We start from the raw sequence: 14,628 nt of genomic DNA on the forward strand, positions 1-14,628 counted from the left end.
GAGTCGACCGAGCTGCTCCGCAACGACCTGTTCGCCCGGCCGGCCGGGCACGGCTCCGCTCCATCGCACTGGAACCGACCACGGGGCGGCGCTCGCCGTGCACGACTTCGTCCACAATGGAACCGGGACGCCCGGGAACGCGATGCGGGAAGGCTTCTCCCACGCCTCGGTTCGACACGCCCACCGAGCGCGCCCAGCCCGGCCATATCTGGAACACGCCCGTGACTACCTCGGACTCGATCTCGACATCGCCGGCCTCGCCGGGGACGACGAACGGTGGAGCCGGACGGCGGCGGTGCTGCACGTCGTCAGCCAGCGGCCATCGCGGCGACGCGGCGGGCGAGCCGGGCGGCGGCCTCGCGCAGCTCCGGCGGGTCCAGCACCCGCGCCTCGACACCGAGGCGCGCCACGTGCATCGCCAGCCAGTCGAGGTCGTCGCCGCCGACGGCGAGCACGCACCACCCGTCGCGGTCCTCCTCGACGCGGCCCACCTGGGGCGGCACCAGCGCGCGCACCTCGTCGGCACCCGCGCGCAGGCGCACGCGCACGAGATGGCGGTACGGCGCCGCGGTGACGGCTCGCTGCACATAGGTCACCGGGTCCGGGTGATCCCTGGGCCGGAATCGCCAGGTCGTCGCCACCGGCTCCCGCATCCGGTCCAGGCGGAAGGTGCGCCAGTCGCCACGGTCGACATCCCACGCCATGAGGTACCAACGGCGGCCGGTGGCGACCATCCGCACCGGCTCCACCGTGCGTTCCGTCCGCTCGCCGTCGCGGCCCGCGTAGGCGAACCGTACCCGCACGGCGTCGCGGCAGGCCCGCGCGAGCGTCACCAGCACCTCGGCATCGATCTCGACGCCGGGGCCGACGAGGGTCTCGGTCGCGCCGTGGACCGCCCGCACCTCGGCGCGCAGGCGGGGCGGCATCACCTGGTCGAGCTTGGCGAGCGCCCGCAGTGCCGCCTCGCCCGCTCCGGCGACCGTGCCGCCCGACGCGAGCCGCAGCGACACCGCCGTCGCGATCGCCTCGTCGTCATCGAGCAGCAGTGGCGGCAGGCGGGTGCCCGCGCCGAGCTGGTAGCCGCCGCCGACACCCGCCGTCGCGTGCACGGGATAGCCAAGCGCGCGCAGCCGTTCCACGTCGCGGCGCACCGAGCGGTCGGTGACCCGCAGCTCGGCGGCGAGCTCGGCGGCGGTCCAGGACGGCCGCCGCTGGAGCAGCGCCAGCAGCCGCAGTACCCGTTCGGTGGTCGCCTCGACGGTCATTCTCCGATCGTTCCACAGATCACGGAACGAAACTGTCCGCTATTCACGGCAGGCTGTGCTCATGACCTGGAACGCCCTCCTGCGAGACCAGACCGACTGGCACTGGACCCACCAGCTGCGCGGCCGCCTCGACGGGCTCACCGACGACGAGTACTTCTGGGAGCCGGCACCCGGATGCTGGAACGTGCGCCCGCGCGGCACGAGCACCGCACCGGTACAGGCCGGATCCGGCGCGATGACCATCGACTTCGCGATGCCGCAACCGGACCCGCCGCCGTTCACGACGATCGCCTGGCGGCTCGGGCACGTGATCGTCGGCGTGCTCGCGATGCGCAACGCCTCCCACTTCGGCCGCCCGCCCACGGACTACGGCTCGTTCGCCTACGCCGCGACCGCCGCGGGGGCGCTGGCCCAGCTCGACGCGGAGTACGCCACGTGGCTGGCCGGGGTCGAGTCACTCGGCGAGGACCGCCTGTCCGAGCCGTGCGGCGAGGCGGAGGGCCCGTACGCCGACCATCCGCTGGCGGCACTCGTCTTGCACATCAACCGAGAGCTCATCCACCATCTGGCCGAGGTGTGCCTGCTCCGCGACCTCTACGCGCACACCCACCAGCTGACCCGGCAGGAGGCGAGCTGACATGGCCCGCGACGTCCAGTTCACGATCGACTGCGCCGACCCGGCCGCGCTCGCCGCCTTCTGGGCCGAGGCGCTCGGCTACCGGGTGCAGGCCCCGCCGCCCGGCTTCGGCTCGTGGGACGAGGCGCTGGAGGCGTGGGGCGTGCCGCCCGAGCGCCGCAACGACGCCTCCGCGGCCGTCGACCCCGACGGCAACGGGCCGAGGCTGTTCTTCCAGCGCGTCCCGGAGGGCAAGCAGGTCAAGAACCGCGTGCACCTCGACGTCCGCGCGGCTCCGGGATTGCAGGGCGACGAGCGGATGGCGGCACTGGAGGCCGAGGCCGAGCGGCTGATCGCCCTGGGCGCCAAGCGGCTCGGACGGCACGAACCCGCTCCCCCGCTCGCGTTCGGTCACCTCGTGCTGGCCGACCCCGAGGGCAACGAGTTCTGTTTGGACTGACCCGTGGCGGCGCGGGAGCGCTTCCGAGCCCTGCCGACGCCGACCGGGGTCAGGCAGGGGCCTCGAGCGGACCTTCCGCCGTGACCCTCACACAGCAGCCATCCGGGTTCGGTTCGAGGCTCGTCACGAGTCCGCCGGCGTGGATGCCACGCAGTACGCCGTCGATGAAGGCCTCGTTGATGGCGCAGACGAGGCCCGGGTTGCGGGACGCCAGTGAGCGAAACGGGCAGTTGGTGAGGGTGAGGCTGCCGGGGCCGTCGAAGTGCGGCGCGTACCCGTAGCCGGACAGGACCGCGGCCGCGGGATGGAGAGCGGCGAGGTCGCGGGACGACGCCGAGCCCGAGTCCCACTCGGCGCCGAGCCGCTCCCCGAGCCTGCGGGCCACGGCCCGGGCGCGCGCGTTCAGCGCGCCGGGATCCGGGGTGTGGTGCTCGTCGAGGGCGTCGACGAGGATGCGGCCGATGAGGTCGTAACGTCGTTCGGGGATCGAGACGTCGATCTCCACGCCGGAGGGCCGGTAGTACTTCGAACTGCGCCCCGCACCCGGCCCCGAGCGTCCCGGCTTGCGGGCGTAGTGAGCCCGCAACAGCCCCTTGTCGACGAGCTTGTCGAGGTGGACGGCGGCGAGGCGGCTGGACACTCCGACGGCGGCGGCCGCCTCATCGCGAGTCGTCGGATGCGCCTGCCCGGTCACGTACTCGTACAGCTGCCTGCGGACCCTGTCGTCGAGCACCGCCAGGTGACCGACCGCCTGGTTCAGCCACCGCACCACTCCGTCGCCGGGTTCGGGCATCGACCGTGCCTTTCCTCTTCCGCCCTCCGTTGCCGCGTCCTATTCTAATGGAAACAAGCAATGTCGTTAGAACCTACCGGCTATCTGGCTCCGTTGCTCCCTGGATCGGCGGTTACGTGGTCGCGGCATGGCCGGCCGGCATCATGAGACCCGACGGGGATGATGACCGTGAACAGATTGCTCCCACTGGTACTGGCGGCGGGGTTGCTGCTCGGGGCATGTGGTGGCGACGGTGGAGACGAGGAGGCCCCTCAGCCGGGTGGCGGCCCCACTGTGTCCACAGCAGACACGGACCTCGGTGAGATCCTGGTGGACGGCAAAGGGATGACCGTGTACCTGTTCGAGAAGGACGGGCCGGGCACGAGCCGCTGCGACGGGGCGTGCGCGCGGGTCTGGCCGCCGCTGCTGACGAAGGGCGAGCCGCGGGCGGGCGGCGACGCCGACGAGGCCCTGCTGGGCACCACCAAGCGCGGTGACGGTTCCGCCCAGGTCACCTATGACGGACATCCCCTCTACCGGTTCGTCAAGGACTCCGCTCCCGGAGACGTCAACGGCAACGAGGTCGAGGGGTTCGGGGCCGAGTGGTACGCCGTGACTCCGGCCGGAGGCAAGCCCCAGGAGGAGACGGGGCAGAACAACGGATACTGATCGCGTGGACCCGGCCCGCGCGACACGACCCGCCGGCTTTCCCTCGGGTCACCTGGTGCCGGCAGACCTCGAGGGCAACGAGTTCCGGGTGGACCGATCCGCGGCCGCGGCGCGCGGGGCGGGAATCCCCGGCAGGACACCGGCGGTGCCGAGCGCGGAGCAGACGGCGGCCTCGGCGAGCGCGGCCAGCTCGCGCCGGCCCCCGGCGCGGCCCGGCGCGATCTCCGGGCATACGAACACCTCCAGCACGAGCCCGCGCAGCCGGGCAACCCTCCGCAGGGACTCGACCAGCGACTCGGGTCCGATGAACGCGGGCTCCGTCGTCTCCCTGCCGTCGGCGAACCGGTAGCGCAGGGCCACCGGCCGCACGGGCACGCCGCCGTCGATGGCGGCCTGGAACGTCGCGGGCCGGAACCGGCCCGACGCGCGGCCGCACCACGTGGTGCCCTCGGGCGTGACGCTCACGAGCGAGCCCGCGCGCAGCACGCGGGCCAGCTCGGCCACGGTCGCGGGCAAAGTGGACAGTCGCTCGCGGTCGAGGAAGATGTTGCCGGCGCGGGAGACCAGGCCGCCGAGCACCGGCCAGCCCGCGATCTCCTTCTTCGCGAGCGCCCGCATCGGCCGGACGGCGTTGAGGCCGACGATGTCGAGCCACGAGATGTGGTTGCTGACCACCAGCGCCCCACGCCCGCTGCCGTCGAGGTCGCCGTGCACCACGAGCCGCACGCCGAACGCGGCGAGCACGCCGCGGAACACGAGCCGTGCCACGCGCTGCCTTCCGGGCAGCACCACGAGCAGCGGCGCGACGAGCAGCGCCACGAGCACCACGCCCAGCGCGGCGCACAGCCTCGCCGTCCTGCGCACCACCCCGACGGAGGGTGCGCCGGAGGTCAGGCAGCCGTCCCCGCACGGGGAGACCGGCATCCAGGCGTGGCTCACAGCTCCACCCCGAGGAAGAACTTCAGATACCGCGCGTCCATGCGGTGCAGGTCGAGCAGCACGAAGAAGTCGGCGACGCCGAACGCGGGGTCGTGGGCCGGCGGACCACACACCTGGGCGCTCAACCGGACGTAGCCCTTGAGCAGAGGCGGAAGCACCGGCCGCGCGGGGCGCGCGATGTGGTCGCACTCCCACGGCCGCAGCGGCGTGACCCGGTGCGACTCGGGCGCGTAGTACCTGGTCCGGGCCAGATCCCACACCCCGGCCGCCATCGAGCCGCCGTCGTCGAGCGGCACCGACGCACACCCGGCGAGGTAGCGGTGCCCCGACAGCAGCATGTACCGCGCGATGCCCGCCCACACCAGGCTCACGACGGCGCCGCTGCGGTGGGCGGGGTCGACGCACGAGCGCCCCGTCTCCACGAGGGAGGGCCGCAGCGCGGCGAGGTTGGCGAGGTCGAACTCGGTGTCGGCGTAGAGCGTGCCCGCGCTCGTCGCGCGGTCCGGCGGCAGCATCCGGTAGGTGCCGACGATCTCGCCGGTGGAGTCGTCCCTGACCACCAGGTGGTCGCAGAACTCGTCGAAGTGGTCGACGTCGAGGCCGGGTTCCAGGGAGTCGAGGGTGGCCCCCATCTCCTCGGCGAACACCCGGTTGCGGAGCCGCTGTGCGGCGAGTACCTCGGCGTTGTCGTTGGCGACGAGCAGCGAGTACTTCGCCGTGCCCTCGCCCGTCCGGTCAGTGCTGGCCAGTAGCTGCGACCGCGTCATGCCCCGAATGGTCGCCCCGCGAGGGAAACCGCGAAGGGGTCCGGCCGTGACCGAGGGCTGCACAGTGCGTTAACGGCGAGTTCTCAGCCTTTTCTCAGCCTCACTCCGGCACGCCCCTGAATGCACCCAAGGCCACCTTTGGTGCGTTGAGCGCAACAAAGGTGGCCTTGGGGGACGTTGGCGAAAGGGGTCAGCCCTTGCGCTTGGCGACCTCTTCGGTCAGCTGGGGGGCGACGTTGAACAGGTCGCCCACCACGCCGAAGTCGGCGATCTCGAAGATCGGCGCCTCGGGGTCCTTGTTCACCGCGACGATCGTCTTCGAGGTCTGCATGCCGGCGCGGTGCTGGATCGCGCCGGAGATGCCCAGCGCGACGTACAGCTGCGGCGACACGGTCTTGCCGGTCTGGCCCACCTGGAACTGCGCCGGGTAGTAGCCGGAGTCGACGGCGGCGCGCGAGGCGCCGACGGCCGCGCCGAGGGCGTCGGCCAGCTTCTCGACGACCTCGAACTTCTCCGCGGAGCCGACACCGCGGCCGCCGGAGACGACGATCGACGCCTCCGTCAGCTCGGGACGGTCACCGCCGACGACCGGCTCGACACCGGTGATCTTCGCGGACTTCGCGGCGTCCACCGCGGGCAGCGACACGGCCTCCTCGGCCGCGGCACCCTCGGCGGGCTCGGCCTCCACGCCACCGGGGCGCACCGAGATGACCGGGGTGCCCTTGGCGGCCTTGGCCTTCACGGAGAAGGCGCCACCGAAGATGGACTGGTCCACCGAGCCGTCGGAGTTGACGCCGACCGCGTCGACCAGCAGGCCGCCGCCGAGGCGGATCGCGAGCCTGCCGGCGATCTCCTTGCCCTCGGAGGTCGCGGCCACGAGCACTGCGGCGGGCGAAGCCTGCCCCGCGACGGTGGACAGCGCGTCGACCTTCGGGGTCACGAGGTAGCCGTTCGCGTCGTCGGACTCCGCGACGTACACCTTCGCGGCGCCGTAGGACGCCAGCGACTCCTTCACCTTGCCCGCCGTGCCGGGGGCGCCGACGACGACCGCGGACGGCTCGCCGACGGCACGGGCCGCGGTCAGCAGCTCGTAGGTGACCTTCTTGACCTCACCGTCGACGTGGTCGACGAGCACCAGTACTTCAGCCATGAGTTCGTCTCCTTGTCGTCTCAGATGAGCTTCTGGCCGACCAGGTACTCGGCGACCTTCGAGCCACCGTCACCCTCGTCCTCGACCCGCTGGCCCGCGGTGCGCGGCGGCTTCGGCGAAGCCTCCAGCACGGTCGACCAGGCGTTGCCGAGCCCGACCTCGCCCGCGTCGACCCCGAGGTCGGCGACGGTGAGGGTCTCCACCGGCTTCTTCTTCGCGGCCATGATGCCCTTGAACGACGGGTACCTCGGCTCGTTGATCTTCTCGGTCACGCTCACGACGGCGGGCAGGCTCGCCTCGAGGTGGGTGAGGCCCTCCTCGGTCTCGCGGTCGACCTTGATGCTGGTGCCCTCGACGGTCAGCTGCCGCGCGTGGGTCAGCTGCGGGAGGCCGAGCAGCTCGGCGAGCATCGCGGGGATGGCTCCACCGCGGCCGTCCGAGGCCTCGTTACCGGCGATCACCAGGTCGTACTCGGTCTTGCCGAGCGCGGCGGCGATGACCTTGGCGGTCGCCACCATGTCGGAGCCGTGCAGCGACTCGTCGGAGACGTGGATCGCCTTGTCCGCGCCCATCGAGAGGGCCTTGCGGATGGCGTCGGTGGCGCGGTCGGGGCCGACGCACAGGACGGTCACCTCGCCCTCGCCTGCCTCCTTGATCTTGAGCGCCTCCTCGACGGAGCGCTCGTTGATCTCGTCGATCACGGCGTCGGCCGACTCACGGTCCAGGGTGTGGTCACCCTCGGAGAGCTTGCGCTCCGAGTACGTGTCCGGCACCTGCTTGACCAGGACAACGATGTTGGTCATGGATCTCCTTAGGCGCACGCAGGGCGTTACTGGGCGGTAGATTATTCGGATTTTCCGTGGCTGGCGCGCCGAGGTGACGGCCTTCACCTGGATTCGCGATTTATTAGGACCATAGTCCCACTAGTCGGGCACGTGCCACGAAGACTACATCGGGTACCCGTTCCAGCGCCGAAAGTCGCAACCGGCTACTTCTAATGGGTGGATGCAGGGTCTAGCCTCCGGGACGTGCCCGTTGCAGTGATCACCGACTCCACCGCCTGTATCCCGGAGCAGCTGGCGGCCCAGTGGGGCATCGCCGTCGTCCAGGTCCAGATCGTGGCCGGCGACCGGATCGACGACGAGTCCCGGTTCGACCGGGCCGAGCTGATCGAGCTGCTGCGCTCCGGACAGCACGTCAGCACGAGACCGCCCGACCCCGGCGCCTTCTTCTGGACCTACCAGGACGCCGTGAGCGCGGGCGCCGACGCGATCATCAGCCTGCACATCTCCAGCAAGATGTCGGCGACGCTCGAGGCCGCGCGGGAGGCGGCGCAGCAGGTCAAGGTGCCCGTGTACGTCCTGGACAGCGCGACCACGAGCATGAGCCTCGGCTTCGCCGCCCTCTCGGCCGCCCGCACGGCGGCCGCGGGCGGGCAGGTGCAGCGTGTCATGGAGGCCGCCGACCGCAGGGTCAGGGCCAGCAGCGAGCTGATCTACGTCGACACGCTGGAGTACCTGCGCCGGGGCGGGCGGATCGGGGCGGCGTCGGCGATGCTCGGCACGGCACTGTCGATCAAACCGCTGCTGACCGTGGACAACGGCCAGGTCGCGCCGCTCTCGCGGGTGCCGGGGACCAAGCGGGCGCTGAACAAGCTCGCCGACCTCGCCGTGAAGCGGGCCGGGGAGCACAAGGTGGACATCGCGGTGGCGTGCGCGACGCCGTCGGACCGCGAGCTGACCCTGGTGCAGCAGCTGCGCAGCCGCGTGCCCGCGCTCAACGACATCATGCTCGTGCAGGCGAGCACGGTGATCGCCGCGCACGTCGGCCCCGGCGCGCTGGGCGTCACGGTGTCCCCCGCCACCTGAGCGGAACTCCTCTCGGTGCGCCCACGTTGGATAATCGTCCGTGACCGGACAGACCCGCCCCGCCGAAAGGACCACGATGGCATCGCTGTTCAACAAGGTGGCCCGCTTCGCGAAGAGCCCGCAGGGCCGTCGCATGATCGCCGAGGCGCAGCGGATGGCCAAGGACCCGCACAAGCGCAAGCAGGCCATGAACGCGCTCAACAAGCTCCGCGGCAAGGGACCCAAGGGCGGCGGCACACCGCCGTACCGGCCCCACTGATCGCCGCCGCTACCCTCGGCGCGTGACGACCACACGCGCCGAGGCACTGCATCTCACCGGTGAGCGCACCGTGCCGGGGGTGCCGGAGGAGAACTACTGGTATGCCCGGCACGAGGCCGCCTATCGCGCGCTGCTGCCGTACTGCACGGACGCGACGGTGCTGGAGGCGGGCTGCGGCGAGGGCTACGGCGCCGCGCTCATCGCCCGCCACGCCCGGCGCGTACTGGCGCTCGACTACGACGAACAGGCCATCGCGCACGTCGGGCGCCGCTACCCCGGTGTCGGCCCGGTGCGGGGCAACCTGGCGTTCCTGCCCGTCGGCACGGCCACCGTCGACGTCGTCGCCAACTTCCAGGTGATCGAGCACCTCTGGGACCAGAACGGTTTCCTCGCCGAATGCCTGCGCGTGCTGCGCCCCGGCGGCAGGCTGCTCGTCACCACGCCGAACCGGCTCACGTTCACCCCCGGCAGCGACACCCCGCTGAATCCCTATCACACCAGGGAACTCGCACCGTCCGAACTGGACGGACTACTGCGGGCGAACGGCTTCGAGGTCGAGCTGCTGCACGGTCTGCACCACGGCGAGGCCGTGCGCGCGCTCGACGAGCGCTACGGCGGCTCGATCATCGACGCGCAGCTCGACGTCGTCATGGGCAGCCTGCCGGGGCAGGCGAGCTGGCCCGAGGGGCTGCTGGCCGACGTCGCGGCGATCAGGGCGGAGGACTTCGCGATCCACGGCGACGACCTCGGCGCGAGCCTCGACCTCGTCGCGGTGGCGGTGCGGCCGTGAGCGAGCGCGAGGGAACGTTCTGCCTGGTCCTGCACAGTCACCTGCCGTGGCTCGCGCACCACGGGAACTGGCCGGTCGGCGAGGAATGGCTGTACCAGGCGTGGGCGCACTCGTACCTGCCGATCGCGGACCTGCTGCGGCGGTTCGCCGACGAGGGCAGGCGGGACGTGCTCACGCTCGGCGTGACGCCGGTGCTCGCCGCGCAGCTCGACGACCCCTACTCGCTGCGCGCGTTCCACGACTGGCTCGGCCACTGGCAGCTGCGCGCCGAGCACGCGGCGACGCTGTGGCGGGGCGAGCCGCTGCTGGCCGACCTCGCCGCGCGGGAGCACCGGGCCGCCACGCGCGCGCTCGGCGACTTCGAAACACGGTGGCGCCACGGGTTCTCCCCCCTCCTGCGCTCGCTTGTGGACAGTGACGTGGTCGAGCTGCTCGGCGGCCCGCTGACGCACCCGTTCCAGCCGCTGCTCGACGAGCGCGTGCGCTCCTTCGCACTGCGTGGCGGGCTCGCCGACACCGCGCTGCGCACCGGGCACCGCCCCGCGGGCATCTGGGCGCCCGAATGCGGGTACGCGCCGGGCATGGAACGCGGCTACGCCGGCGCCGGGGTGGAGCGCTTCCTCGTGGACGGCCCGTCGCTGCGCGGCGACACCTCCGCCGCGCGCACGGTCGGCGAGTCGGACGTGGTGTGCTTCGGGCGCGACCTGGAGGTCACCTACCGGGTGTGGTCGCCGAAGGCCGGCTACCCCGGGCACGCGGCGTACCGCGACTTCCACACGTGGGCGCACGAGGTGGGGCTCAAACCCTCGCGCGTCACCGGCAAGCACATCGAGCCCTCCGGCAAGGCGCCCTACGATCCCGCGCTCGCGGCGGACACGCTGCGCGTGCACGTCAAGGACTTCGTCGACACGGTGGTGTCGCGGCTGCGGGAGCTGCGCGCGCAGCACGGGCGCGAGGCGCTCGTGGTGGCGGCCTACGACACCGAGCTGTTCGGCCACTGGTGGCACGAGGGACCGGCGTGGCTGGAGGGCGTGCTGCGCGCGCTGCCGGAGGCCGGGGTGCGGGTCACGACGCTGCGCGGCGCCGTGGCGGCCGGGCACGTCGCAGGCCCGGTGGAGCTGCCCGCGTCGTCGTGGGGCTCCGGCAAGGACTGGCGGGTCTGGGACGGCGAGCAGGTCGCCGACATGGTGGCCGCCAACACGGAGCTGCAACAGCGGCTGCTCGCGCTCGACCTCTCCGGCGCCGGCCGCGACCCGGTGGCCGACCAGCTGGTGACCGAGGCGCTGCTGGCGCTGTCCAGCGACTGGGCGTTCATGGTCACCAAGGACTCGGCCGCCGACTACGCGCGCAGGCGCGCCCGCGAGCACACCGAGCGCTTCGACGAGCTGGCCGGGCTGCTGCGCTCCGGCAGCCCGTCGGGCGCGGAACGCGCGGCGGTGTTCCGCACGCTGGCCCACCCGTTCGGCCACGTCGACGCACGCGCGCTCTGATCACCCACGCGGGCGGCTGACGTGGGCCATTAGCGGGATTAACCGGTCCGGCGCGGCGTCGCGGTGGTCCACTTCGATCATGGTCAGGACATCGTCACCACGCAGGCTCCGGCTCCTCACGGCGCTGCTCGCCTGCCTTGTCGTGTTCGCGGCGCCCGCCACGGCGGCGGCGTCGGCAGGTCCCAAGGGACAGCTCAAGGTCCACGCCACAGTGGACAAGAGCGTCGTCAAGGTCAACGAGAAGGTGAAGATCAAGGGAGGGCTCGACGTCCTCTCCGGCAAAGGCGGCGGCCACGACGCGGCGGGCGGGCTCGAGCCCGTGCTGGTGCAGTCGCTGCAGGCCGGGGTGTGGGTGAACGTGAGCACGGGCTGGTGCAGGCCGAACGGCGGCTTCAACCTCAGCGTCAGCTTCGATCTCGCCGCGTCGCTGTCGCTGCGGGTGTTCCATCCGGAGACCGACCTCTACGCGTCGGCCTACTCCGGGGTGTTCTCGCTCGTCGTCACCTGACCGCCGGAGGCCGCGGAGCCTGCCGCGATCACCGCGCGGTTGCGCTCCGCGGCCACCGGCAGGGTCACCTTCACGACCCTGCGGTCGTAGGTGAGCAGCCCGTTCACCTCGTTCTCCACGTCGGTGGTCTGCGTGTAGATCGCGCCGGAGAGCCCGAGCCCGCGCACGACGGACTCCAGGTCCTCGCTCACCTCCACGTACCGCCGCGTCAGCTCCTCCCGGCTCGCCGTCAGCTCGTAGGCGACCGGCTCGCCGGGCCACACGTGGCCCTCCAGGACCAGGCCCAGCCCGCCGTACTCGCCGTCGACCGTGGCGCGGTGGTCGTGCACGAGCGGGCGGCCGGGGCCGACGTAGGTGTGGTCGTCGTAGACGTCGCCCGCGCCCGAGTCCGGATGCGAGTGGCAGCAGTTCACGCCGCTGTCGGCGACCACGAGCCGCGCGGGGTCCGTCTCCTTCAGCTCCTTGGCGACGCGGGCGGTGTCGTACTCGCCCCAGCCCTCGTTGAACGGAACCCACGCGACGATGGACGTCACCGCGCGCAGCTGGGCGACGATCGCGGCCAGCTCCGCCTCGAACCGCTGCCGGGCGAGCTCCACCGGCGGCGCCTGCGGGCCCGGCGGGTTGTCCAGCACCACCGGCAGCGACGGGATGTCCTGCCACACCAGCAGGCCCAGCCGGTCGGCCCAGTGGTACCAGCGCGCGGGCTCCACCTTCACGTGCTTGCGGACGGTGTTGAAGCCCAGTGCCTTCGTCTGCTCCAGGTCGAAGCGCAGCGCCTCGTCCGTCGGCGCCGTGTAGATCCCGTCCGGCCAGTAGCCCTGGTCGAGCGGACCGTGCTGGAACGTGATGCTCCCGTTGACCGCGATCCGCGGCCTGCCCTCCGCGTCGGGCACCAGGCTCGCCGTGCGCAGCCCCGCGTAGCTCGTGACCTCGTCGACCACGTCGGTGCCCAGTACGCGCACGGTGAGGTCGTACAGGTACGGGTCGTCAGGGCTCCACAGGTGCGGGTCCGGCACGTCGAGCCGGATCGCCTCGCCGGGCACACCGCTCGCCCGCGCGACCTCGGCACCGCGCGGCTCGCTGACCACGGCCTCCACCCGCTCGCCGTCCGCGTGCGCCACGTGCGCCGTGACGTCGAGGCCGCGCACGTCGGAGCCGATGTCGAGCCGCTCGACGTAAACCCTCGGCACGGCTTCGAGCCACACGGTCTGCCAGATGCCGGAGGCGCCGGTGTAGAGGATCCCGCCGGGCTGGTTGGCCTGCTTGCCGACGGGGAACGTGCCGCTGTTGCCGTGGTCGTCGGCGCGCACGACGATCTCCTGCTCGCCCTCGGGCCGCAACACGTCGGTGACGTCGGCGCTGAACGCCGTGTAGCCGCCCTCGTGCCGCGTGACGAGCTGGTGGTTCACCCACACCGTCGCCACCTGGTCCACGGCGCCGAAATGCAGCAGCACGCGCCCGCCGCGCCAGCCGTCCGGCACCTCGAAGGTCCTGCGGTACCACAGCTGTTCGGCCCGGCGCCCGACCCCGGACAGCACCGACTCGGGCGGGAACGGCACGACGATGTGCCCGCCCCGCTCCACCTCGCCCCCGGCGGTGCGGGCGGAGAACTCCCACCGGCCGTTGAGGCTGCACCAGCGCTCGCGCACCAGCTGGGGGCGGGGATGCTCGGGCAGCGGGTCCGCCGGGTCCACCCGGCCGGTCCACGGCGTGGTCAGCACTGGTGACGGTGTGGTCCCTGTCGTCCGTGTCATCGACCCCGATACTGGCAGAGCCAACGCGGAGGTGTCGCACACGCGATGCGACTCGTGAGTAACCTCCACGTATGCGCGTGCTGATGCTCTCGTGGGAGTACCCGCCCGTGGTGGTCGGCGGGCTCGCCCGGCATGTCCACGCACTGGCCCGTCACCTCGTCCGGGACGGGCACGACGTGACCGTGCTGTGCAGGCACGCGGCAGGCACCGACGCCGAGACCCACCCGGCGACCGACCGTGTGGTCGAGGGCGTGCGGATCATCCGCGTGGCCGAGGACCCGATGCACGTGACGTTCGAGCGCGACCTGGTGGCGTGGACGCTGGCGATGGGCCACGCGATGGTGCGCGCGGGTACCGAGCTGCTGCGCACGTGGCGGCCCGACGTCGTGCACGCGCACGACTGGCTGGTCACCCACCCCGCCATCGCACTCGCCGACGCCGCGCGCGTACCGCTCGTCGGCACCATCCACGCCACCGAGGCGGGCAGGCACTCCGGCTGGCTCTCCCACCCGCTCAACCAGCAGGTGCACTCGGTCGAATGGTGGCTGGCCAACCGCTGCGACGAGCTGATCACCTGTTCGCAGGCCATGCGCCGCGAGGTGGCGCACCTGTTCGAGGTCTCCCCCGACGGCATCACCGTGATCCACAACGGCATCGAGGAACGCACCTGGCAGGTCCCCGCGGACGAGATCGCCGAGGCCCGTGACCGGCACAGCCCGGAGGGCGCGCCGCTGCTGCTCTACTTCGGCAGGCTCGAATGGGAGAAGGGCGTGCAGGACCTGCTCGCCGCGCTGCCCGCGATCCGCAAGCGCCATCCCGGGACGCGGCTCGTGGTCGCGGGCAAGGGCAGGCACCTGGAGGAGCTCGTCGAGCAGGCACGCAAGCTGCGCCTGGTGCGGGCGGTGGACTTCGTCGGCCACCTCACCGACCGGGAGCTGCGGGCCGTGCTGGCGGCCTCCGACGCCGTGGTGCTGCCCAGCAGGTACGAGCCGTTCGGGATCGTCGCTCTGGAGGCCGCCGCCGCGAAACGCCCGCTCGTGGCCTCGACGGCGGGCGGCCTCGGCGAGGTGGTGGTGGACGGCGAGACGGGCCTGGCCTTCGAGCCCGGCGACGTCACCGGCATCGCCGACGCCGTGGACACCGTGCTCGCCGACGCCGAGGCGGCGGGCGAGCGCGCACTGGCGGCGCAGTCGCGGCTGGCCGCCGACTTCGACTGGGCCAGGATCGCCGCCGCCACCGCCCGCGTGTACCGCCGAGCCCGGGTCGGCGAGCCGCAGGTGCTGGGCCGCCCCAAGATCGCCACCGGCAACGCCTTCGAGCC

At 72.3% G+C, this 14,628-nt stretch carries 16 protein-coding genes; 9 read left to right on the forward strand and 7 right to left on the reverse strand.

All coding sequences use genetic code 11. The annotated features are described in order from the left end of the window. Positions 1 to 308: 308 nt before the first annotated feature. Complete coding sequence (locus tag BA062_RS24045; protein WP_110340411.1) at positions 309 to 1,265, reverse strand: helix-turn-helix transcriptional regulator; 957 nt, start codon at positions 1,263 to 1,265, stop codon at positions 309 to 311. Between the two features lie 61 nt (positions 1,266 to 1,326). Here BA062_RS24045 and BA062_RS24050 point away from each other — a divergent pair, with 61 nt between their 5' ends. Further along, the gene (locus BA062_RS24050; RefSeq protein ID WP_110340413.1) at positions 1,327 to 1,902 is read left to right on the forward strand and encodes a DinB family protein; all 576 of its coding nucleotides are present in this window, start codon (positions 1,327 to 1,329) and stop codon (positions 1,900 to 1,902) included. A gap of 1 nt (position 1,903) precedes the next feature. Further along, positions 1,904 to 2,341: a VOC family protein gene (locus BA062_RS24055; RefSeq protein WP_110340415.1), complete on the forward strand. Its 438-nt coding sequence runs from the start codon at positions 1,904 to 1,906 to the stop codon at positions 2,339 to 2,341. A gap of 49 nt (positions 2,342 to 2,390) precedes the next feature. Here BA062_RS24055 and BA062_RS24060 read toward each other — a convergent pair whose 3' ends face one another. Further along, complete coding sequence (locus BA062_RS24060) at positions 2,391 to 3,134, reverse strand: helix-turn-helix transcriptional regulator (RefSeq protein ID WP_110340417.1); 744 nt, start codon at positions 3,132 to 3,134, stop codon at positions 2,391 to 2,393. A gap of 168 nt (positions 3,135 to 3,302) precedes the next feature. On the opposite strand from BA062_RS24060, the gene BA062_RS24065 reads away from it, so the two are divergent. Then, positions 3,303 to 3,782: a COG4315 family predicted lipoprotein gene (locus BA062_RS24065; protein ID WP_210406970.1), complete on the forward strand. Its 480-nt coding sequence runs from the start codon at positions 3,303 to 3,305 to the stop codon at positions 3,780 to 3,782. Between the two features lie 48 nt (positions 3,783 to 3,830). Here the strand turns inward: BA062_RS24065 and BA062_RS24070 are convergent, their stop codons facing one another. From BA062_RS24070 to BA062_RS24085, 4 genes are all read right to left on the reverse strand, one after another. Further along, positions 3,831 to 4,721, reverse strand: a complete 891-nt coding sequence (locus BA062_RS24070) for a lysophospholipid acyltransferase family protein (RefSeq protein ID WP_110340419.1) — start codon at positions 4,719 to 4,721, stop codon at positions 3,831 to 3,833. Then, complete coding sequence (locus BA062_RS24075; RefSeq protein ID WP_110340421.1) at positions 4,718 to 5,488, reverse strand: GNAT family N-acetyltransferase; 771 nt, start codon at positions 5,486 to 5,488, stop codon at positions 4,718 to 4,720. Before BA062_RS24075 ends, BA062_RS24070 begins: the two co-directional genes overlap by 4 nt. Before the next feature lie 190 nt (positions 5,489 to 5,678). Further along, positions 5,679 to 6,638 carry an electron transfer flavoprotein subunit alpha/FixB family protein gene (locus tag BA062_RS24080; protein WP_110340423.1) on the reverse strand — a complete coding sequence of 320 codons (960 nt, stop codon included), beginning with the start codon at positions 6,636 to 6,638 and terminating at the stop codon, positions 5,679 to 5,681. A gap of 20 nt (positions 6,639 to 6,658) precedes the next feature. Then, positions 6,659 to 7,441, reverse strand: a complete 783-nt coding sequence (locus tag BA062_RS24085) for an electron transfer flavoprotein subunit beta/FixA family protein (RefSeq protein WP_110340425.1) — start codon at positions 7,439 to 7,441, stop codon at positions 6,659 to 6,661. Between the two features lie 225 nt (positions 7,442 to 7,666). Here BA062_RS24085 and BA062_RS24090 point away from each other — a divergent pair, with 225 nt between their 5' ends. From BA062_RS24090 to BA062_RS24110, 5 genes are all read left to right on the forward strand, one after another. Then, the gene (locus BA062_RS24090) at positions 7,667 to 8,506 is read left to right on the forward strand and encodes a DegV family protein (RefSeq protein WP_110340427.1); all 840 of its coding nucleotides are present in this window, start codon (positions 7,667 to 7,669) and stop codon (positions 8,504 to 8,506) included. A gap of 76 nt (positions 8,507 to 8,582) precedes the next feature. Then, positions 8,583 to 8,765 carry a hypothetical protein gene (locus BA062_RS24095; protein WP_110340429.1) on the forward strand — a complete coding sequence of 61 codons (183 nt, stop codon included), beginning with the start codon at positions 8,583 to 8,585 and terminating at the stop codon, positions 8,763 to 8,765. Between the two features lie 22 nt (positions 8,766 to 8,787). Next, on the forward strand, positions 8,788 to 9,555 hold the full coding sequence (locus BA062_RS24100; protein ID WP_110340431.1) for a class I SAM-dependent methyltransferase: 768 nt from the start codon (positions 8,788 to 8,790) through the stop codon (positions 9,553 to 9,555). After that, on the forward strand, positions 9,552 to 11,045 hold the full coding sequence (locus BA062_RS24105) for a 1,4-alpha-glucan branching protein domain-containing protein (protein WP_110340433.1): 1,494 nt from the start codon (positions 9,552 to 9,554) through the stop codon (positions 11,043 to 11,045). Before BA062_RS24100 ends, BA062_RS24105 begins: the two co-directional genes overlap by 4 nt. A 79-nt stretch (positions 11,046 to 11,124) precedes the next feature. Continuing rightward, entirely contained in the window at positions 11,125 to 11,553 is a 429-nt protein-coding gene (locus BA062_RS24110) for a hypothetical protein (RefSeq protein WP_110340435.1), read from the forward strand. On the opposite strand, the gene BA062_RS24115 is transcribed toward BA062_RS24110, so the two are convergent. Beyond that, entirely contained in the window at positions 11,520 to 13,307 is a 1,788-nt protein-coding gene (locus tag BA062_RS24115) for a glycoside hydrolase family 2 protein (RefSeq protein ID WP_110340437.1), read from the reverse strand. The genes BA062_RS24110 and BA062_RS24115 overlap by 34 nt on opposite strands. Positions 13,308 to 13,378: 71 nt before the next feature. Here BA062_RS24115 and BA062_RS24120 point away from each other — a divergent pair. Continuing rightward, a partial coding sequence (locus tag BA062_RS24120; RefSeq protein WP_110340439.1) for a glycosyltransferase family 4 protein occupies positions 13,379 to 14,628 on the forward strand: 1,250 nt, incomplete at its 3' end.

The organism is Prauserella flavalba (assembly GCF_003202235.1).
Taxonomy (GTDB): Bacteria; Actinomycetota; Actinomycetes; order Mycobacteriales; family Pseudonocardiaceae; genus Prauserella_A; species Prauserella_A flavalba.

Coding starts and splice junctions, on each gene's coding strand:
- BA062_RS24045 (WP_110340411.1), bottom strand. CDS start 1,265: ATGACCGTCGAGGCGACCACCGAACGGGTACTGCGGCTGCTGGCGCTG.
- BA062_RS24050 (WP_110340413.1), top strand. CDS start 1,327: ATGACCTGGAACGCCCTCCTGCGAGACCAGACCGACTGGCACTGGACC.
- BA062_RS24055 (WP_110340415.1), top strand. CDS start 1,904: ATGGCCCGCGACGTCCAGTTCACGATCGACTGCGCCGACCCGGCCGCG.
- BA062_RS24060 (WP_110340417.1), bottom strand. CDS start 3,134: ATGCCCGAACCCGGCGACGGAGTGGTGCGGTGGCTGAACCAGGCGGTC.
- BA062_RS24075 (WP_110340421.1), bottom strand. CDS start 5,488: ATGACGCGGTCGCAGCTACTGGCCAGCACTGACCGGACGGGCGAGGGC.
- BA062_RS24080 (WP_110340423.1), bottom strand. CDS start 6,638: ATGGCTGAAGTACTGGTGCTCGTCGACCACGTCGACGGTGAGGTCAAG.
- BA062_RS24085 (WP_110340425.1), bottom strand. CDS start 7,441: ATGACCAACATCGTTGTCCTGGTCAAGCAGGTGCCGGACACGTACTCG.
- BA062_RS24095 (WP_110340429.1), top strand. CDS start 8,583: ATGGCATCGCTGTTCAACAAGGTGGCCCGCTTCGCGAAGAGCCCGCAG.
- BA062_RS24110 (WP_110340435.1), top strand. CDS start 11,125: ATGGTCAGGACATCGTCACCACGCAGGCTCCGGCTCCTCACGGCGCTG.
- BA062_RS24115 (WP_110340437.1), bottom strand. CDS start 13,307: ATGACACGGACGACAGGGACCACACCGTCACCAGTGCTGACCACGCCG.